Here is a 19,411-nt window from a genome sequence, read left to right on the forward strand (position 1 = left end):
ACACCCGTCGAAGCTCTGAATGAGTATCTAAAATCTGTTCAACAACCCGGTGTTGCGACGACCGGTTGAATCCGCCCTGGCAACCTTGGTCGGAGTGAAACAGTACATCTTTTGGGTGACCGCGTAGTTCGATCGCCATCCGCAGGGCTTCGCAGGTCAGCGTGGCATCGGAGATCATCGAAAATGACCAGCCCACGATCCGGCGAGCGAACAAGTCCAGAACCGCCGCGAAATACAGCCAACGATTGCCGACTTTGATGTACGTCACGTCCCCACACCACACCTGATTGACCGTCGTAACATCAAACTTACGTTTGAGCACATGCGGTGCCACCAAAGCTTCCACGCCGGGTGACTTGTACTTATGGCGCCGGCGTTGACGGCTGACAATGCCTGCTTCTCGCATCAACCTTCGCCGATGTAAAGGTCGAGTTCTTTCATGAGTCGATTCTCTTTTCAGGACGCAGAGGGATTTGTTTGGGGGGTTGTCAGCAGCGCGCGCATGCGCGGGGAATGGCGCGGCAAAGGGTCGGGCTCGAAGAGCGCAGCAGGTCGCTGCCGAGGACGCGGCAGTGATGATGAGTCATGGTTGCAAACGCTCTTTTTTGTTGTTGATGAGCTGGTTTGCGATTTTTTAACACTGGGGGTTTGCGGGGCTGTAACCATTAAAAATCATGGGGGCATGACTTCAAGTCATACCCTGTCGGGACGGGTGAAAAAACCTGTGGGAGCGAGCTTGCTCGCGATGAGGTTTACCAGTCGACATTGATCTTGACTGACACACCGCCATCGCGAGCTAGCTCGCTCCCAGAGGGTTTACAGCTGTCCGGGCTTACTGCGACATGGCGTCCTTTTTCATCGTGTCCTTGCTCATGCTGTCCTTGGACATGGCATCTTTTTTCATCGCGTCCTTGGACATCGCATCCTTGGACATGCTGTCTTTTTTCATCGTGTCCTTGGACATCGAATCCTTGGTCATCGCGTCTTTTTTCATCGTGTCCTTGGACATGGCGTCCTTGGACATCGAGTCTTTGCTCATGCTGTCATTGCTCATCGTATCGGCGGCAAACACGCTGGCGGCGCCGACGGCCAGGCACATGGACAGAACAACGGTGGTCAACTTTTTCATGATGAAACTCCTTGATGCGTGGGGTGTGTACAAAGGAAATGGCTGGGCGCCCGTCAACTGCCACCAAACCAGTTGTAGCCCTGGTCTTCCCAGTAGCCACCGCTGTAGGTGTTGCTGACGAAAATCGCCTGGATGTGTTTGGGGTTCTTGTAGCCAAGCTTGGTGGGCATGCGCAGCTTCATCGGGAAGCCGTATTCGCGTGGCAATACCGCGCCGTCGTAGGTCAGCGTCAGCAGGGTTTGTGCATGCAGCGCCGTGGCCATGTCGATGCTGGTGTAGTAGTCGTCGGCGCATTTGAAGCCGACGTATTTGGCGTCGGTGTCGGCGCCCACGCGCTTGAGGAAATCGCTGAAGCGCACGCCGCCCCAACGGCCGATCGCGCTCCAGCCTTCGACGCATATGTGCCGGGTGATCTGGTCGGTCTGCGCCATCGCGCGCAGCTCTTCGAGGCGCCAGCTGCGTTTGTCCGCGACCAGGCCAGTCACTTCAAGGCGATAACTCTCCTCGTTCACCGTCGGTGCCTCCTCAATGCCGTAGAAGGCATTGAAGGGAAACGGCCGGGTGATCATCGATTCCGGATAGGTCGGCGCCATGGCGTTGGGGTTGAACAGCCAGCCCTGCACCCGATCGTTGAAGCGCGACATCGACGACAAGGCGGTGTCGACGCTTTCGTTGTCGGTGAGGTTGCAGCCGGACAGCATGGCCACGCCACCGAGGGTCAGGCCGCGCAGCAGGAACGAACGGCGCGAGCGATCTTCGATCTGCGGGGCGAGGATTTTCCGGGCGTCGGTCAGGATGGACGACTCGTCCAGTCCCGATCCTTGAATGCGCTTTTTCATACGTGCTCCTTACGACCAACGATCATGGCCACCAGCGTTTTTGGCACCAGTGCGACCATCACCAGATGCACCGCCACGAACGCGACCAACAGCGCCATGGCGAAGAAGTGCACACGTCGTGCGCCTTCGTAGCCCCACATCAGTTCACGCAACAGCGGGAACTGCACGGACTTCCACAACACCAGCCCGGAAAGCACCAGCAGCGTGATATCGACCATCACGAACAGGTAGGCCACGCGCTGCACCTGGTTGTAATGACTGAGGTCGGCGTGACCGAGTTTGCCCCGCAACGCGGCCCAAAGATCATGCAGCACGCCTTTGGGCGAGACCGGGAAAAAGCGCCGTTTCAGGCGCCCGCTGAACAGGTTGAACGCCAGATAGACAAGACCGTTGATCGCCAGGAACCACATGGCCGCGAAGTGCCATTGCAGCGCACCCCCGAGCCAGCCGCCGAGGGTGATCGACTTGGGAAAGCTGAAATCGAATATCGGCGAGGCGTTGTAGATGCGCCAACCGCTGGTGACCATGACCAGCACCGCCAGGGCGTTGAGCCAGTGGGTCAGCCTTAGCCATCGTGGATGGCTGGCTCTGGGTGAGGCAGGTAGCGACGACATGACGGGCTCCCGGCTGTTGTTGTTCGTTGGGGCCGAGTATGGGAGCCACAAGGTCGCCAAATCCTCACGTAAAGTTAAATAAATCGTGATAACTGCCCCACCCGATCCTACAGGGTTTGGGTGATCCGCCCGTGCCGCAACTATGGTTAAATGCCGCCCCCCGCAAATTGCCGACCCAGACCCATGAACGCAGACGCCCTTTCCACCCTTCACGACCACTTGTTGACGGCACTTGCAACGCCTCCCGCCGAAACCCGCCGCCTGTTCCACGGCCGCGGCCGCTGCTGGCCGGGGCTGGAGCAATTGACCGCCGACTGGCTGCAGGGCGTGGTGCTGGTGGCGTTGTTCAAGGAGCCGGAAGCGGCGCAACTGGAAGCGTTGAAACAGCTTCTGCTGGAACTCACACAGTCACACGCCTGGGCGCAATCCGGCGCGCACACCCTGCTGCTGCAGCATCGCTACCTGCTGCAAAGCACCACCGAATGGTTGCTCGGGGAAGAAATCGACGAGCTGACGATTGTCGAAGGCGGTTTGAAGTACCGGGTGGACCTGGGGCGCAAACAGAACACCGGCCTGTTCCTGGACATGCGTTACGGCCGCGATTGGGTACGGGCCAACGCCGAGGGCAAACGGGTGCTGAACCTGTTCGCCTACACCTGCGGCTTCTCCGTTGCCGCCATCGAGGGCGGCGCGACCCACGTGCTCAATCTCGACATGTCCAGCCCGGCCCTGAGCCGCGGTCGCGACAATCACCGGCTCAATGGGCATGACCTTGGCAAGGTGACCTTTCTTGGCCACGACCTGTTCAAGTCCTGGGGCAAAGTCATCGGCAAAGGCCCTTACGACCTGGTGATCATCGACCCGCCGTCGTTCCAGAAAGGCAGCTTCCTGTTGACCAAGGACTACCAGCGCGTGCTGCGCCGCCTGCCGGAATTGCTCGCTGAAAACGGTACCGTCCTGGCCTGCATGAACGACCCGGCCTTCGGTGCCGACTTCCTGATCGACGGCGTCACCCGCGAAGCGCCGAGCCTGCAATTTATCGAACGGCTGGAGAATCCGCCGGAATTTCCGGATGCCGATATCGAATGCGGGCTGAAGGCGTTGGTGTTCACACTGCAAAGCTGAAACACCGCCTTCGCCGGCAAGCCGGCGCCTGCAAAAGCGAAAGCGTCAGCGTGGCCGCAACACCAGGGCAAACAGCTCGCCATGTCCGTTCACATTGAGCTTGTGATAGAGATTGCGCCGATGCACTTTCACCGTCTCCGGCGAGATCCCCATGTGCTGGGCGATGGCCTTGCTGGAGAAGCCCTGGAGAATCAGGCGCGCGGTTTCGATTTCCCGTGCCGACAGGCGTGCATCGAAGCGGTCCAGCAAGGTCGCCAGATCACCGGCCACCGCCTCGCCGGCCGGCCCTTGCGGCGGCAGCAGTTGCGTATGTCGACGCATGGCGGCCAGCACCCAATCGCGCACGCACAGCAGGCGACCCTGCTCCTGGAGGCTAAAGCGTGTGGAACGTCCCAGGGACAAACCGAGCACGGCGCCGTCGACGTTGAGCATGAACTGCAATTCGTCGCCACCAACCACCGAACGGAAGTAACTCAGGTAGTACTCGCTCTGCTGGAACTGGTCGGGCGCCACCGAGTCGAGGCTGTGCAAGCCATCGGCGATGCCCGCGCACACCGCCAGGTAAAACGGATCGAGCAGGTACATGCCGGCGCGGTAATCCGCCAGTTCTTCATGCTCGTCGGCAGCGTCCCGCGAGTCGAAATCGATCAGCAGGCTGGGCACCCGTCCGGCCTGCATCACCGCGACCAGCGCGTTGTCCAGCGGCACCAGCAAACGCAGGGTGTCGACCAGCGCCCGCCAGAATCCCTCCTGGCCCACGGCGCCAAATACCCGCGCCAGCCCCTGGTGCAGCGGTAACTCTTTCAACAACGCGTCCACGCACTACCCCTTTCGAGTAACCCATGATGGGAATGGGTGACGGCCACCCCGGTCGATACGCTGCAAACTCCTGATTATCACCGGCCTGCAGCAGGCCAGGAGTGCCGCATCATGAGTGGTCACCGCTCGTATTTCAATCTGGGGCTTGGCGCCTGTCTGGCGATCTCGTTGTCGGCGGTCGCCGCCGATGGCGAGACCGTGCACGTGTACAACTGGTACGACTACATCGGCCCGAACACCCTGCATGACTTCAAGCGTGACACCGGTATCCAGCCGGTCTATGACACCTTCGACAGCGCCGAAGTCCTGGAAGGAAAACTGCTGACCAGCCGCAGCGGCTACGACGTGGTGGTGGCCAGCAACTTCAGCCTGCCGACCCTGATCAAGGCCGGCGCCCTCGCCCCGCTGCCACACGCCCGGATGCCGGATTTCACCAACATGGACGCTGATTTGATGGCGAAACTGGCCAACAATGATCCGGGCAACCAGTACGCCGTGCCGTACCTGTGGGGCACCAACGGCATCGGCTACAACGTCGACAAGGTCCGCGCCGCCCTGGGTGACAAGGCGCCGGTGGACTCCTGGGATCTGGTGTTCAAGGAAGAGAACCTGGCCAAACTCGGCCAGTGCGGCGTGGCGATGCTCGATTCGCCCTCGGAAATGCTGCCGGTCGCCCTGCACTACCTGGGTCTGCCGCCCAACAGCACCAACCCCGAGGACTATAAGAAGGCCGAAGCGCTGCTGCTCAAGCTGCGTCCGCACATCGCTTACTTCAATTCGTCGAAATTCATCAGCGATCTGTCCAACGGCAACATCTGCGTCGCGGTGGGCTGGTCCGGCGCGATGCTGGAGGCCAAGGCCACCGCCGAACAGGCCGGCAATGGCGTGAAGATCGCCTACAGCCTGCCCAAGGAAGGCGCGCCGGTGTGGTTCGACACACTTGTATTGCTCAAGGATGCACCGCATCCGCAACAGGGGCTGGCCTTCATCGACTACCTGATGCGTGCCGACGTCATTGCCCCGGTCAGCAATCACCTCAACTACCCCAACGGCAACCGCAATGCGACGGCCCTGGTGGCCGAGGCGACCCGCAACAACCCTGCGGTCTACCCGTCGGCCGAGGCCCTGGCCACCCTGTTTACCCTGCAACCCTTGCCGCCGGCCACCGAACGGGTGCGCACGCGGATCTGGAGCAAGGTCAAGAACGGCCAGTAACCACACCACGAATCCTGTGGGAGCGAGCTCGCTCCCACAAGTGGATCACCGCTGTTAGTCAGACATTTTTAACCCACGAATTCGAAGATGAGTAAACCGATGAAACCACGTGCCCGCAACCTCAATATCCAGTTTGGCCAACTGCAACCCGGCCCACTCAATGCCATCACCGATGTCCCCGGTGTGCGCGTCGGCCACAGCAATGTGCGCGGCCGCAGTGCCAAGGGTCGTGACATCCTTACCGGTGTCACCGTGATCGAACCCCGTGCCGGCTCGACTAGCCTGCAACCGTGCTTTGCCGGCGTCCATGTGCTCAATGGCAATGGCGACGCAACCGGTCTGGAGTGGATCCGCGAGGCGGGTCTGCTGACCAGTCCGATCGCCTTCACCAACACCCATAGCCTGGGCGTGGTGCGGGATGCGCTGATCGTGCTGGACCGTGAACAACAGCCCGACGACGGCCGACTCTACTGGAACATGCCGGTGGTGCTGGAGACCTTCGACGGATTGCTCAATGACATCAACGGCTTCCACGTGCAGGTCGAGCATGTGGCCCAAGCCCTGCGCTCAGCAGAGAGTGGCCCGGTGGCCGAGGGCAATGTCGGCGGTGGCAGCGGCATGATCTGCCATGAATTCAAGGGCGGCATCGGCACCGCTTCGCGACGGCTGAACAGTGCCCAGGGCGGCTGGACGGTCGGCGCCATCGTCCAGGCCAACCACGGCATTCGCGGAGAGTTGCGCGTCGATGGCTACCCGGTCGGGCGCTACATGGAACAGGTGGATTCGCCGTTCCTCAATGCGTCGCTGCCGCATCCGGGCATGGGTTCGATCGTGGTGTGCCTGGCCACCGATGCACCGTTGCTGCCGCACCAGTGCACACGCCTGGCCCAGCGGGCCAGCCTCGGTTTGGCCCGTACCGGTGGTGGCAACGAAGACCATAGCGGTGACATCTTTATCGCCTTTTCCACCGGCAACCCGCACGTGCCACCCGCCGCCTACGAGAGCAAACGCGCGCCCACCACGGGCAACCTGAGCATGGTCAATAACGATCACATCAGCGAATTGTTCCTGGCGGCCACCGAAGCGGTGGAGGAAGCCATTATCAACGCCCTGCTGGCTGCCGACAGCGCCGAAGGCAATGGGCATGCCGTGCCGGGACTGGATCCGGAAACGCTGCTCGATGCCCTGCAGCAGGCCGGATGGCCGGCCGCCGGGAAAACAAAAAGCTGACAATTATGAGGGGATTCGACTAGCGGTACTTGAGGTCGAACCCCCAACTTCCTACGATGAATCTGCGCAGCCGCTTGCTTGCCCAAGCCGTTGCGCAGGTGGTGAGTGTACTGAACCCCTATCAAGCTCACCGCCTGCTTCATGCGCATCTTGAGCCTCAATGGCTCCACTTCCTCCCCATCAAAGAGCTTTGAGGCTCTTTTTTAACTGCGCCACTTCCAGACCAGAAAAAGCCCGGCAAATGGCCGGGCTCTGTGCTGCCTGAAATCCGCCCCTTGTGGAAGCGGGCCGGCCCGCGATGGACGTCAACGATAACGCCGGACGTCTGAATGCCCGTGGTGTCCGTGCGTTTTTCGCGAGCAGGCTCGCTCCTACCGTTTCGATCGGGTCGTCAGACCAGGCGCAAGCGTGGGCCAATGGCCGGCACGGCGGCGTCTCCCAAGCGTTCGCGCACAAACTCGTTGGCCTTGCGCGTCAATTGGTCCAGGTGCCGGTCACGCTGTTTTTCCGCGTCGAGCATGGCGCGCTTGCCATGTTTTTGCAGCAGGTAGGTGTGAATCTGCCGCACTTCCAGGGAGCTGTAGATTGACGCCACATCCAGCAGCGCCATCAGGCCGTCGCTGCCGTGGTCGCGGGTGTTCATCAGCACCTGGGTAGCGCGCGCACCCACGACCTGAAAGCCCATCGCTTCGAAGTACGGCACCTTGGCCACGGCGCAGGTCAGTTCGGCATGGGGGTAACGACCGACCATCTCCCGCAGCATTTTGCGCGCAACGCCCTGGCGCCGATGGCTGGCATCCACCGCCATATAGGCCACTCCGCATGCCTCGGGATCGTCCTTGACCGGCAAGTACAGCAAAAAGCCGATGACTTTGTCCGGGTCGTCCAGATCGGTGGCGACCAGCAACTCCACATCAATCCCCTTCGCCCCGTTCAATGCTTCGAGATACAAGTGCACCTCATAGCCGATCGCATACTGGTAGACGTTGTACAACAGGTTGCTGGGCGGGATCGCAACCATGCTGATGTCGGTCAGGTTATCGACCACCATCTGCAGGATCTGGCTGTTGATGTGCTCGGGGCACGGGGTTTTGAAGTGGCTGATCTGGGGCATTGCGCGGGCTGACTCCGGGGGCTGGGGTGAAGCGTTGATCGCGGGGCTGCCTATCATAACGTGCCCGGGCGCCTTACTGGCCTGCGTTGATCGATCGGCTGGAGGCGTTGTGGTATCGGGGCTGACATGCTCAATCAGCCGCACGCCGCCCCCCCCCGCTTCCATCGCCACCCTGAATCAACTGATCTTGTTCACCGGCCGGTAATCACCCGATAAAAACACTCCTACCGGATTCTTGGGCCGATACGTTGCCACGGTCGTTACGCGCTGCTGCACGCTGTCATCGATGCATTCCTCGCCGAACGTTTTAGTGCCGACGGGCCGAAAATACCGGGCGTTGAGCAAGCGGTAGGTTCCACCGAGGAAATCACTGTAGGAGTCGGTGATATCAGGCAGGTTTTTCGGCTGCCGGGGAATTTTCATCGGGTCCAGCTCCAACCCGCAGTCCATGGCCTTGTTGGCCATCCAGCGCAGCGGAATATCCGACAGGTTGTTATCGGCATAACCGCCTCCGACGTTGGCATGGGCCCCACAGAACCAGAGCTGCTCCATGACCTGATTGGGCTTGGCGATCGGGTCCCACAGCGTGCACTCGTAGTTTTCCCGATGTTCATCGATGGCCACGGCATGGAAGGCATTGCGCACAATCCCGCTGAGCTCAGTGTCGTGAAATTCGTAATATTTGTGGTTGAACCACTCGGCCGATTTGAACGGAACCCCCAGCGCCCCGACCGTGTCCCAGACGCCCAGGAAGTGGATCTCGATTTCCCGCGAGTAACTTTGTCGAAAGTACTGGGCGTTTTCGGTGTCGGCACTGGAGTCACGGGTGCGGTACAGGCTGTAGGCCTCATCGATACGATTGACGTGTCTTTTGGTCAGCAACCCGACGTTTCGAATCAGCCCCACCAGGCTACGCGCAGAATAGGCGCCACGACTGAAGCCGAAGATGTACACCTGATCACCGTCTTCGTAGCTCTTGGCCAGGGCCAGGTAACCTTCCTTGATCTTCTTCGACAGGCCCACCCCGAAGGCGCCGCCTTCAAGCTTGTCGTACCAATCGGTGCCCACACCGGGGATATACACCGCCAGTTGGACCGTGCCGTCCTTGTGCGCGGGCAGGATCGCATCATGTAACTTAACGACGTTGGTGCTGGAGTCGCCGTCGATTTCCGGTGCCTGATCCGGCAGGTTCCAGGTGCCATCAAAGGCGATGATGATTTTTTTTGGCATGACTATCTCCCTTCAGTAACGGGCATTGCTTGATCGCTGCGTTGCGGCGCGACCATGCGAAACCGGATGTTGATGTCGTCGGAAACCACACCGCTGGCGAACTCCCCTTCGCCGATGTTGAAGTCACTGCGTTTAAGCGTTAACTGACCGTCGAAAATGCCGATGGCGTTCTCCGCCTTCAGCAGAACCGGCACCACCACCTCCCGTGTTTGCCCCCGGAGCGTGAGGTGGCCGGTGATCTGATAGCGGTTGTTGCCCAGGTCTTTGGCGCCGATCGACTCAAAAATCGCCTGCGGATAAACCGCCGTATCGAACCAGGCGGTTTTCTTCAATTCGCTGTTGGCGTCGCTGCTGCCGGCATCGATGCTGTCGAGCTCGATGATCAACCTGGCATGGGCCGATTCGGGCCTGACCGTGTCGAAATAGAGGCTGCCTTCGAACCTGGAAAAGGTGCCATACACGCTCGCCCCCATCTGGTCATAGGTAAAGCTGATGGTACTGGCCGTGGTGTTGACATCGGCGTACTCCGCCGCCTCGGCGACGGGCTGGGCGCCCGCCGCGAAGAGGGCCGCCAGGAGGGTGAAACGAGGGAATCGAAAGTTCATGGAACGCTCCGGGCCAGCGCCTCCTCAGGGGTTGAGGTGGCCAGCGCACGCCAGCCGGCAACAGATGGACTAAAGCAAAGAACGGCGCTTTATTCCACCTCACACCCGCTGTGGCGGATCGCCAGCATTCGCGATGCGCCAGACGTCAGGCGTATTCCGACATACCTACACCAACCGCTCAATCTTCTGGTGCTTCCACACCTGTTTGTAATACAGCGTCTGCAACGCCAGCATCCCCAGGTACGCCAGCGGAAACGCCATCCACACCCCTGGCAGCCCGAACCGCGCATCCAGCAGGTACGCCGCCGGCAATTGCACGCCGACCACGCACACAATGGAAATACCCACCGGCACCATCACCGTGCCACTGGCGCGCATGATGCCGCCGATGACCGCCTGGAAGCCGAACACCAGCAGGCTCCAGAGCATGATGTGCAACAGGTGTTCGGCCATGCTTCGCGTCGCCTCTTCGGTGAGGAACAGGCCCAGCAACCAGTGCGACAGCGCATAGCTCAACACCACCAGGCCGCCGGTCAGGCACAGGCTGATCATCAGCCCCGTGCGCAAAATCGAGCCGATGCGTTCGATGCGCCCTGCCCCAATCGCCTGCGCGCCGAGGATCGACGCCGCGATCGCAATCGACAGCGCCGGGAACTGCACGTAATTGACAATCTGCGTCACCGCGCCATACGCCGCCGTCGCCTGGGAACCGTGCTGGTTCACCAGCGCCAGGATCACCAGCTCCGACAGCGACAACACCACCATCTGCAACCCGGTAGGCAAGCCGATGCGCAGCACCTTGCCCAGGATCGCCCAGTCCAGCTTCATCGCCGCGAAAAACTCCCGGTCCGGCGCCAACGGATGCCCCCTGCGAATCAGGCGCCACGCCAGCCAGCCCATCGCCGCCAGGTTACTGACCAACCCGGCAAACGCCGCACTCTGTATCCCCATCGGCGGCAACCCCACCCAGCCGCGAATCAACGCCGGCGTCAGCGCCAACCCGATACAGGTCGAGACCACCAGCGCCAGCAGCGGCGACAAGGTATCGCTCACCCCGCGCAGCAACTGGGTGAACAGCACGAACACCAGCAGCGTCGGCATGAACCACAACATCACATGGGCATACGCCACCGCATCGTCCAGCACATCCGCCGGCGTCCCCAACCCCACCAGCGACGCCCGTGCAAACACACTCCCCACCACCGCCGCGACCAGACCGATCAACAAGCCCAACAACAAGGTCGACCCGGCGATGGCCTTCACCAAATGCTTCTCCCGTGCGCCCCAGGCCTGCCCGATCAACACCCCCGCCCCCGCGCCGAGGCCGATGATCAGGGCGATGAAGAAAAACACGATGGGGAACATGCCGGACACGGCGGCCAGGGCCTGGGTGCCGAGCATTTGGCCAATGTAAATGCTGTTGACGGTGCCGGACATGGCCTGAAGGAAATTCGACAGGACCATGGGGGCGAGAAACAGGAGGTAGGTTTTCCAGAGGGGGCGTTGGGGTTGGGCGGGGGTTTGCATGGGGTGGAGGTCCATCTCGACGGCGTGAGGATTGATAGGGATAGCTTCGGTGAGTTACGAGCCAGGGGCAATGAACATTTGAGGGTTGGGTTTGGATTTCTGGCGTGGAGGGCGAAAGGTCTGAGGTTTCGTCGTCGTGGGTCCTACAAAAAGCTCGGAATGGCTCACCTACCGCGTGGATTCCATGCCGTTTGTAGTCTGCGCCGTCACCCAAATGGCGATTCGGGTTTGGCGACCTGACAACAGACGGACGTTGGTTTGGGCCAAAAAAGCAGGCCGTCGTCGCGGGTCGCCAGGGTGAAAATGGCTCCGGTTCTTGAACAAGGCCAAGTATCTGCATAGTCTGGCCGGGCGTTTCCATCAATAGCCATTGGCGCCTATTGATCGTCGACTGGGAAGTGGGGCTGCGATCGACCTGTGCTCGAGGTATCGACCTACTGTTATGAGGGACGACCGTTCAATGAGGAAACATGCATTCAGCAAAAATGAACTCAAGCAAGTGGCAGTCCAGACCGATGCTGCTGATGTGCCTTCTTTATCTGCTGGCTCCTAGCACCGTCGCTGCGCTGGAGACGCGTGAGACGATGACGATCCTGGCAGAGGATGCAGCCCCGCCATGGTCGGAGCATGACGGCACGGGTTACGCCAATGACGTAGTGGTCGCCGCCTTCAAGGAAATGGCGGTCGACGTTCAGCTCAAAGTCGTACCCTACGCCCGTTGCAAGTACATGGTGCTCAATGGCACGAACATGGCTTGCTTCAACATGAGTTGGTCGCCCGAATTCGAGGGCAAGGTCAAACTGGCCGCGCAACCCATCTATACGGTTAACAATGACATTTTCGAACAGGTGAACGCGCCCTTGCCCAAGCCAAGCAAAGGCACATGCACCTTGCCGCCCGGCACGGTAGTGGGCTCGGTCAGAGATTACGAGTACTCGACCCAAGCCACAGCGCTACGGTCCGCGGGAATAGTGTTCGAGAGCGCCGAATCTGATGGGCAGAACCTTCAGAAGCTCGCTGCTCGCCGCCTGTCTGCCGCCTTGATAGTGACCAGTGACCTGGAAGCAAAAGAGCAGAAGGCCAAACTGGCGGGCACAGAAGACGCTGTTCGGTTTGCCTTCAGCTGTGGAGTGGTAACCGCGACCATAGGCTTCAGCCTGAGCCACCCTGACGGATTGCGGGCGTTGAAGATCTATGAGGAAGGCTATCGGCGCATACAGGCTAACGGCGTGCTCAAGCAAATCCATATCCGCAGGTTCCCCTCGCAACCTGTCGTTGATTGATGACGGGAAAATGGGGACTGATCTGCTTTTTCACTGCACTTTATAAAGCCGTCACCCCAACGCGACCTGACCACTCCCGTTTTTGAACATGCAATGCTCCACCGGGATACACAGGAAATACTGTCTAACCGTTAAGAATAGAAGGTTCCTGCGCTGCATCGATTCGCCAAGGATTTTGAGAGCTGCCTTTGGGCGTTTTCTACCTGTGGCGATCGGCTGAAAACGACCAGAAGCAATGGGATGCCTATAAAAACCAGGCAATTCACGCGCCTTTACAGGCCAGCGAAAGATCAATGGCGGCTGCCAGCAGGCATCGGACACCCGCTGCGCTGGTCGTGTATCGAAGTGCATCGTTGATCGAGTAAAGCCAACGCGCATGAGGTCTGCGATAATGACGACCACTGCGGCGCGATGGCATATCGATTGCTCGTGCCACCATCCGCTATTCGGGTTTGGAGGATTCCATGCGTGACATTATTGACGGCTTTCTGCGCTTTCAGCGCGAGGTTTATCCGCAACGCGTCGAGCTTTTCAAGCAGCTCGCGACGACACAAAATCCGAAGGCGTTATTCGTCACCTGCTCAGACAGTCGTGTTGTGCCCGAACTCCTTACACAGCGCGAACCGGGCGAATTGTTCGTGATTCGCAACGCCGGCAACATTGTGCCGTCGTATGGTCCAGAACCCGGCGGCGTCTCGGCCACCGTCGAATATGCGGTCGCAGTACTCGGCGTACAGGACATCGTGATCTGCGGTCACTCAGACTGCGGAGCGATGGGCGCGATTTCACGCTGCACGTGTCTGGATCATCTTCCGGCGGTTGCTAACTGGCTACGTCACTCGGACGCCGCGAAAGCGATTAACGCGGCGCATGAGTTCGACACGCCCCGCGCGAAACTCGATGGCCTCGTGCGCGAAAACGTGATCGCGCAACTGGCGAATCTGCGTACGCATCCATCGGTGGCTCTCGCGCTCGAGCAGGGGCGCATGAATCTGCACGGCTGGGTCTACGACATCGAGGCAGGGTGCATCGATGCGCTGGATGGCGCGACACGACAGTTCGTTTCACTTGCTGACTCGCCGACCACCGTGGCGATCGCTGCGCGCAACGGCAGACAGATGTAATGGCCACAGACAAGTGAGGGTGGCCGCATGACTGCCGGTCCTTCGTGAATGTCTGTTTTAAACCAATAGCTGCCCTTCATGATCGGCAGCTATTGGCGACAAGCAGCACCTGCCAACACCAACCTGCAGCGAGTGTCGGCAATGGGTCGCACTACTTCGAAACCACCAGCGCCGGTGGCTGCCAGCTGCCTTCGCCAGCGGGAAGAATCGAAGGCGGTGCGGTCTTCGGCCAGTAGAGACGCATCACCAGATAGACCGTATCGTCAGGCGCCGGCAGCCAGTTGCTTTCCTTTGCCTTGCCGGGGGAGTCCTTCTGGATGTACAGCGTCAGTGAGCCATCCGCATTTTTCTTCATGGCCGACAGCATCGGCGAATTGATCAGGTAACGATTGAGCGGGTTGTTGATCAGCAGCTGGCTCTTGCCGTCGTACAGGGTCACCGACCAAAAGGCATTCACTGGCGGCAGCTTGCCCGCCGGGAAGGTCAACGTGTAATTGCGCTTGCTGGTATCCAGCGTCTGGCCTTTACCGTCGGTGCGGGTATAGGGGTACATCGCCTCAACGGCGTCATTGCCGTAAAGGCCTCCCTTCGCGGCGCCGGCACGCATCAGCCAGTCGCCCTTGTAGAACGCCTGGTCGCCAAAGAACGCGCCGACGTTCCAGCCGTTGATGTTTTTCATGCCGCTGGAGAGAAACTTGTCGACCTTCTCATCGCCAGCTTTCATCCCCAACAAGACCACCGCCTTGTGTTCGAGCGAGAGGTCTTTGAATTCGAAGCGCCGGCCGGGGCCTACACCGATGCTGGCCAGCTTCGACCGAATCGCCTTGTCGTCGGCCGAAGGCGGCACGTACTCCAACGCGGCCGACAGGTACTCGAAAAAATTGTCCTTGATACCAGCCGTGGTAGCCGGTACGAAATCAATCTTCGGGGCCGCGACCGGCGCTGGTTGATGGAGAAAGGCTGAAAGCGGCTGGACCTTGTAACCCGCCTGAACCTTCTCGACATTGGGCATGTCGGCTGGATTGAACAACTGGGTCCGGATCAGCGTCAGTGCGAAGGGAGTCGTGGAGTTGAACACTTTATCGATGCCAGGCGGTGTCGCCCCTTTCCAATCGGGGCCTGCAATCAGATAGCTCCCGGGGGCACTTGCAGTTGCCCGGCTGCCGATGTAGCCGTAGTTATAGGTGTTGCCGTCGATTAGCTGCACCGAGTAGTAGCGCTTTTTGGAGACTGCCGGCACGGTGATCACGAGAGGCTCTGCGCGCAGGTCGGTCCAGAGTATCGAGTAGGGGGTGTCACTGTTTGGCGTAATGACGGCGGTATCAGCGGGTGTCGCGACCCGATGCTCGTTATGCAGTTGATTGAAGGGGGCCTTGAACTGGCTGGATTTGGTGTCCACCGCGAACTCGTTCATCACGGCGTAGTTCATGACCAGCGGCAAGCCGTAAATAAAGCCTTCCTCGGCGATCGCCTTGGTCTGCTCGAGGCTCGGCGCGGGTACGCCCTTGGCCACGTCCGCCTTGTCTGCCTGTGCGATGGGGTCGTTCTTGCTCGCACACCCCGTGAAAAACGTTGAACCCACCACGACGAGTGCCGCAGCCATTGTCCAGCCCCGGTTAGACTTCCTGTTCATTTTCACCTCGTTTGTTCTGAGCAACGTTTTGCTGTCGACTGGCATGCACCACCCAGACCGCGCCCCAACTGAAACTCTGGCTGTCTCTTTACCTGGCGACTGAGTAACTCCTGCGGCGAAGCGCCAACTCACCCGCCCCGGGAGTGTAGATCACAATAAGCCAGCATCCCCTTGCACAGCCAAGATCGCGCCCGTTATCTGTACGCCTTGTCGCCAGGCCCCATACGAGAGGATGTTCAAATTCCGTTAGGTCACACGCACTATATAAATCCGCCCCCATTTCAGTCATTTGAGATGGCCACGCTGGTTGACCGGCAAGACACGAAATGAAAATCCCGGTCTAGTGCTTGGATATTAGATTATGCGCGGGACTCGTAAGGAATGAGGGCTGCCAGATCAGTATCGCTTACGTTGCTCTTTAGAGCCGGAAGCGGCAGACATCCGCCGAATCCACCTTCCTGGCGCCTCCGCTTAGAGCGATGGAGTCCATCTATTGAGATGCTCTCTCCCGTCGGGCAAACTCCGGCTGCTTCATTGGCCTATAACAGGAATTTACGGATGCCATTTCCACTGATGGAAAATAATGCCTTGTTGGCCCCAGAGGGCATCGGGCCGGCCGTTATCACTCGCCTTGAGCAGGTGGACATTGACTCGCCAGCTGTGCTCAGCAAAGCGAATGTTTGTGACATCCTGGCTCAGGCATCGGCAGTAGTGGGATCAACTTGCGGGAAGAATAGCCCCCACGCTCGGACTGCCATGAACGCAGCCATTGAGTTTGCAAAGGACTCTCAGTTGAGCGCACCGATTGCGTAAAGCTGATCGCTTATTTCAATTGGTAAATCTGATTCGTGTCCATCAGCCAATCTCTGCTGAACGACTGGCCAGCCGAATTGGCGTTTCCGTTCGCTCAATCTATCGATACATCGACGACCTTTCCTTCAGTGGAATCCCAATCTACGGTACCGCCGGTGTGGGGTATGCCTTGGATGCCGATTTTGAGATGCCGCCGTTAACGTTGAACAGGCTCGAACTGGATGCATTGATGCTTGGGATGGAAATGCTTTCAGCTTCCGCCGATAACGACCTAAGTGCGGCTGCAAGGATGTTGTTGAGCAAAATCTCAGCGTCCGTAGTCCATCACAAGGTTGACCCCAGCACGGCAAAAATCAGGGCACTTGGAACAACGCCGTCCTCGACGCGTGGCCATTTGGCAACCCTTCGAAATGCCATCGAAAACAATCAGGCGCTGAAGATAACTTATACCAGCCTGGATGGTGCGCTTTCACAACGCCTCATTTCCCCCCTTGGCCTTTTCTATTGGGGAGGAAAGTGGACGGTTGGAAGCTGGTGTAGTGCCAGGGCGGCCTACCGCGATTTTCGGGTCGACCGCATAACCTCCATCGCCATTGCCCAACAACCATCGCCCGACAATCCTGCCCTTGATCTCCAGGCGTATATGAAGCATCAGGCAAGCCAGTGGAAGACAATCACCACTACTGACACTACGCTGTCAGTATGAGCCACTGATACTTGGGATTCCTTAACACACACAGAAGGTCATCCCTATGCAGCGCTCATCTCATGTACTCGAATTAGCCATTTTCAAGGTCAAACAGGAATGCGTTGCGCAATTGCCTGTGCTCCGTGCAGGGCTTCGTGAAACGTTAACGACCTTTGCAGGTTTGATCGAGTACCGCGCCTATTGCCCTATGGGCGATGATCGAGTCTTCGCGGACTTGGCAATGTGGGACAGTCTTGAGAACGCACAAAAAGTGGCAAAGGCGTTCAATGATGGAGATCCGAGATTCTCTGAGTATATGTACGCTATTGAAAACCTGACGTTCATGAGTCATCTCGCTCCAGAGATGAGTTGACCCCGACAGACTGCCCCCCAATGGTTTCTGGCAGCCTGGCGATCACCTTGATTTCGAACTGGTAACCATAGAGCCACGTGACGCCCACACCGGTCAGCGTCGGGTGTGGCGCCCTCCCCCAGAACTCCGGCACAACCTTCCAGATCGTCTCGAACTTCGATTCGGGATCGACGATGAAGACGGTGACGTCAATCACATCGTCGAAGGTGCAACCGGCAGCGATCAGGATTGCATTCAGATTGGTGAATGCGAGTCGGACCTGGGCCTCCAGATCGGGTTCGGGTGAGCCGTCTTCGTGACTGCCGACTTGCCCCGAAACAAATAAGAAGCCATTGGACTTGATAGCCGGCGAATAGCGATTGCGCTCGTAGAGCGCCTGGCGTCCGGGCGGAAAAACAACATCACGCTGCGTCATAGGTACCTCCATCAATGGGTCAATGTCGACCCGAAACTAACGATGGAGCGACTGTAAGGACTTGCACCTGGGCCATAAACACGCAACCTTGGCTATCACTGTTTGTGAATCCCAAACAATCTGGTCGATAGCGGGGGTAGCAATGGACCGTTTTGATGCAATGCAGGCATTTGCTCGCGTGGTAGAAGTCGGCAGCTTCACCAAAGCGGCCGAAACACTGCATATGAGCAAGACCACCGTGACACAACTGGTACAGCAGTTGGAGGCACGGTTGCGAGTTAAATTGCTTAACCGCACGACGCGCAAAGTCAACGTCACTGCCGATGGTGCGGTCTATTACGAGCGAGTGCTGCGGCTGTTGGCCGACATGGACGACGCCGAGACCAGCCTCTCCGGCGCCTCGACGCGGCCCAGGGGCCGATTGCGAGTGGATGTGCCAAGCCCGCTGGCCAGCATGATTCTGGTCCCCGCATTGCCGGCGTTTTACAGGCAATACCCAGACATCCAGATCGACATGGGCGTCAGCGACCGTGTCGTGGACATGATCGGTGAGAACGTCGATTGCGTGGTGCGCGGCGGCGAGATAAAGGATCAATCGTTAATGGCCCGGCGGGTAGGCGACCTCCAGCTTGGCGTTTTTGCAGCGCCCAGCTACCTGGCACGCGTCGGTATCCCCGCGCATCCGCGTGAGCTGGAAGATTCGCCGCATCGTATCGTCGGTTTCTTGTGGGCGCGCACCGGTAAAGCCGTGCCCTACGCGCTGCACAACCACGCTGAGCGTATCCAGATCAAAGGTCGCTACGCGCTGGCAGTCGACGATGGCAACGCCTACCTCGCAGCCGGCCTGGCCGGGCTGGGTGTTCTTTGGCTGCCGAAGTACATGTCCAACGCCTTCGAAGCACGCGGCGAACTGGTGCCCCTGTTCGAGCACTGGAGCCTCGATCCGATGCCCATCTACGTGGCATTTCCCCCGAACCGGCATATCAGCATCAAACTGCGCGTGTTCATCGATTGGGTCGTTGAGTTGATGGCGCAATATGCGCCTGTCAGCGAGCGACGTGATTCGTGACGGTGGCGTTGGGGGGTAGGTATTGAGGTCGTATTCCAGCTTCGGACCGGGCCCGTTGAAAAAACGGTTTTTAGGGGCAGGCTTTAAACCGTCAATTTCCGACTGAATTTGGTTTCCATCACAATATGCGACGCGGTGTGCGCCACACCTTTGATCATGTTGATGCGAGTCAACTCGGCATTGAGTTCACTCAGCGTCGACGTGGCGAGATGGATGATGAAGTCGGATTCACCCGAGACCGCATACACCGCCTGCACCGTATCCATCTTGCGAAGCGAGGTCATGACATCGGTATAACTCTTGTTGGTGCAGGAGGTCATGGTGAAACAGTTGATTGTCTGCTGGAGTCTGTTCTGGTCGATGCGCACGCTGTAACCGGTAATGACCCCGGCCTTTTCCAGGCGGGCGATGCGTTCTTGCACCGAAGAGCGTGAGACCTCGAGTTTACGTGCCAAGGATGCCGTGGGCTCGCGGGCGTTGGCCTGCAGCAGGCCAAGCAACTGCCGGTCCTTATCAGTCAGGTTAAACAACGGACCGGGATTGTGCGCATCCATCAACACTGCCTT

Annotated in this window: 22 protein-coding genes; 10 read left to right on the plus strand and 12 right to left on the minus strand. The window is 59.1% G+C overall.

Annotation, left to right across the window (positions count from 1 at the left end):
* Nucleotides 1-406, minus strand: a 406-nt coding sequence (locus AC1Q6D_RS32105) for a DDE-type integrase/transposase/recombinase (RefSeq protein WP_256590414.1), incomplete at its 3' end; no start/stop codon positions are given.
* Nucleotides 407-439: 33 nt separating this feature from the next.
* Between AC1Q6D_RS32105 and AC1Q6D_RS32110 the strand changes: the two genes are divergently transcribed.
* On the plus strand, nucleotides 440-769 hold the full coding sequence (locus AC1Q6D_RS32110) for a hypothetical protein (RefSeq protein ID WP_146041547.1): 330 nt from the start codon (nucleotides 440-442) through the stop codon (nucleotides 767-769).
* Nucleotides 770-832: 63 nt separating this feature from the next.
* Here AC1Q6D_RS32110 and AC1Q6D_RS32115 read toward each other — a convergent pair whose 3' ends face one another.
* From AC1Q6D_RS32115 to AC1Q6D_RS32125, 3 genes are read right to left on the minus strand one after another with little or no spacing between them, the layout of a single operon-like run.
* Nucleotides 833-1,129, minus strand: a complete 297-nt coding sequence (locus AC1Q6D_RS32115; RefSeq protein ID WP_103406878.1) for a pentapeptide MXKDX repeat protein — start codon at nucleotides 1,127-1,129, stop codon at nucleotides 833-835.
* 53 nt (nucleotides 1,130-1,182) lie between these two features.
* Entirely contained in the window at nucleotides 1,183-1,968 is a 786-nt protein-coding gene (locus AC1Q6D_RS32120; RefSeq protein WP_103406879.1) for a molybdopterin-dependent oxidoreductase, read from the minus strand.
* Nucleotides 1,965-2,582: a cytochrome b/b6 domain-containing protein gene (locus tag AC1Q6D_RS32125; protein ID WP_103406880.1), complete on the minus strand. Its 618-nt coding sequence runs from the start codon at nucleotides 2,580-2,582 to the stop codon at nucleotides 1,965-1,967. Before AC1Q6D_RS32125 ends, AC1Q6D_RS32120 begins: the two co-directional genes overlap by 4 nt.
* 183 nt (nucleotides 2,583-2,765) lie before the next feature.
* Between AC1Q6D_RS32125 and AC1Q6D_RS32130 the strand changes: the two genes are divergently transcribed.
* Nucleotides 2,766-3,707, plus strand: coding sequence for a class I SAM-dependent methyltransferase (locus tag AC1Q6D_RS32130; RefSeq protein ID WP_103406881.1), 942 nt, complete (start codon nucleotides 2,766-2,768; stop codon nucleotides 3,705-3,707).
* A 45-nt stretch (nucleotides 3,708-3,752) separates the two neighbouring features.
* On the opposite strand, the gene AC1Q6D_RS32135 is transcribed toward AC1Q6D_RS32130, so the two are convergent.
* Complete coding sequence (locus AC1Q6D_RS32135) at nucleotides 3,753-4,526, minus strand: helix-turn-helix transcriptional regulator (protein ID WP_103406882.1); 774 nt, start codon at nucleotides 4,524-4,526, stop codon at nucleotides 3,753-3,755.
* Between the two features lie 111 nt (nucleotides 4,527-4,637).
* Between AC1Q6D_RS32135 and AC1Q6D_RS32140 the strand changes: the two genes are divergently transcribed.
* Entirely contained in the window at nucleotides 4,638-5,741 is a 1,104-nt protein-coding gene (locus AC1Q6D_RS32140; protein ID WP_103406883.1) for a polyamine ABC transporter substrate-binding protein, read from the plus strand.
* A 99-nt stretch (nucleotides 5,742-5,840) separates the two neighbouring features.
* On the plus strand, nucleotides 5,841-6,971 hold the full coding sequence (locus AC1Q6D_RS32145; protein ID WP_103406884.1) for a DmpA family aminopeptidase: 1,131 nt from the start codon (nucleotides 5,841-5,843) through the stop codon (nucleotides 6,969-6,971).
* 391 nt (nucleotides 6,972-7,362) lie between these two features.
* Here the strand turns inward: AC1Q6D_RS32145 and AC1Q6D_RS32150 are convergent, their stop codons facing one another.
* From AC1Q6D_RS32150 to AC1Q6D_RS32165, 4 genes are all read right to left on the minus strand, one after another.
* Nucleotides 7,363-8,085, minus strand: a complete 723-nt coding sequence (locus AC1Q6D_RS32150) for a GNAT family N-acetyltransferase (RefSeq protein ID WP_103406885.1) — start codon at nucleotides 8,083-8,085, stop codon at nucleotides 7,363-7,365.
* Between the two features lie 177 nt (nucleotides 8,086-8,262).
* Entirely contained in the window at nucleotides 8,263-9,315 is a 1,053-nt protein-coding gene (locus AC1Q6D_RS32155; RefSeq protein ID WP_103406920.1) for a T6SS phospholipase effector Tle1-like catalytic domain-containing protein, read from the minus strand.
* Nucleotides 9,316-9,317: 2 nt separating this feature from the next.
* Nucleotides 9,318-9,920: a YceI family protein gene (locus AC1Q6D_RS32160; protein WP_103406921.1), complete on the minus strand. Its 603-nt coding sequence runs from the start codon at nucleotides 9,918-9,920 to the stop codon at nucleotides 9,318-9,320.
* Between the two features lie 165 nt (nucleotides 9,921-10,085).
* On the minus strand, nucleotides 10,086-11,447 hold the full coding sequence (locus tag AC1Q6D_RS32165; RefSeq protein WP_492618501.1) for an MATE family efflux transporter: 1,362 nt from the start codon (nucleotides 11,445-11,447) through the stop codon (nucleotides 10,086-10,088).
* A gap of 470 nt (nucleotides 11,448-11,917) precedes the next feature.
* Here AC1Q6D_RS32165 and AC1Q6D_RS32170 point away from each other — a divergent pair, with 470 nt between their 5' ends.
* A complete protein-coding gene (locus AC1Q6D_RS32170; RefSeq protein WP_103406839.1) occupies nucleotides 11,918-12,730 on the plus strand; it encodes a substrate-binding periplasmic protein in 813 nt (270 codons plus the stop codon).
* Nucleotides 12,731-13,194: 464 nt separating this feature from the next.
* Entirely contained in the window at nucleotides 13,195-13,854 is a 660-nt protein-coding gene (locus AC1Q6D_RS32175) for a carbonic anhydrase (RefSeq protein WP_103406840.1), read from the plus strand.
* 151 nt (nucleotides 13,855-14,005) lie between these two features.
* Here AC1Q6D_RS32175 and AC1Q6D_RS32180 read toward each other — a convergent pair whose 3' ends face one another.
* Complete coding sequence (locus tag AC1Q6D_RS32180; RefSeq protein WP_256590411.1) at nucleotides 14,006-15,457, minus strand: DUF1254 domain-containing protein; 1,452 nt, start codon at nucleotides 15,455-15,457, stop codon at nucleotides 14,006-14,008.
* Between the two features lie 588 nt (nucleotides 15,458-16,045).
* On the opposite strand from AC1Q6D_RS32180, the gene AC1Q6D_RS32185 reads away from it, so the two are divergent.
* Genes AC1Q6D_RS32185 through AC1Q6D_RS32195 form a run of 3 tightly spaced genes read left to right on the plus strand, consistent with a single transcriptional unit; the run spans nucleotide 16,046 to nucleotide 17,361 of the window.
* Nucleotides 16,046-16,300, plus strand: coding sequence for a Pathogenicity locus (locus AC1Q6D_RS32185; RefSeq protein ID WP_103406842.1), 255 nt, complete (start codon nucleotides 16,046-16,048; stop codon nucleotides 16,298-16,300).
* The gene (locus AC1Q6D_RS32190) at nucleotides 16,293-17,006 is read left to right on the plus strand and encodes a helix-turn-helix transcriptional regulator (RefSeq protein ID WP_103406843.1); all 714 of its coding nucleotides are present in this window, start codon (nucleotides 16,293-16,295) and stop codon (nucleotides 17,004-17,006) included. Before AC1Q6D_RS32185 ends, AC1Q6D_RS32190 begins: the two co-directional genes overlap by 8 nt.
* Nucleotides 17,007-17,052: 46 nt before the next feature.
* Nucleotides 17,053-17,361 carry a hypothetical protein gene (locus AC1Q6D_RS32195; protein WP_103406844.1) on the plus strand — a complete coding sequence of 103 codons (309 nt, stop codon included), beginning with the start codon at nucleotides 17,053-17,055 and terminating at the stop codon, nucleotides 17,359-17,361.
* Here AC1Q6D_RS32195 and AC1Q6D_RS32200 read toward each other — a convergent pair.
* Nucleotides 17,330-17,776 (minus strand): RidA family protein, encoded by a 447-nt coding sequence (locus AC1Q6D_RS32200; RefSeq protein WP_103406845.1) that lies wholly within the window; start codon nucleotides 17,774-17,776, stop codon nucleotides 17,330-17,332. The genes AC1Q6D_RS32195 and AC1Q6D_RS32200 overlap by 32 nt on opposite strands.
* 142 nt (nucleotides 17,777-17,918) lie before the next feature.
* Between AC1Q6D_RS32200 and AC1Q6D_RS32205 the strand changes: the two genes are divergently transcribed.
* Nucleotides 17,919-18,845, plus strand: coding sequence for a LysR family transcriptional regulator (locus AC1Q6D_RS32205; protein ID WP_103406846.1), 927 nt, complete (start codon nucleotides 17,919-17,921; stop codon nucleotides 18,843-18,845).
* 83 nt (nucleotides 18,846-18,928) lie between these two features.
* Here the strand turns inward: AC1Q6D_RS32205 and AC1Q6D_RS32210 are convergent, their stop codons facing one another.
* On the minus strand, nucleotides 18,929-19,399 hold the full coding sequence (locus tag AC1Q6D_RS32210) for an Lrp/AsnC family transcriptional regulator (RefSeq protein WP_103406847.1): 471 nt from the start codon (nucleotides 19,397-19,399) through the stop codon (nucleotides 18,929-18,931).
* Nucleotides 19,400-19,411 lie beyond the last annotated feature (12 nt).

The organism is Pseudomonas sp. MT92 (genome assembly GCF_058792515.1).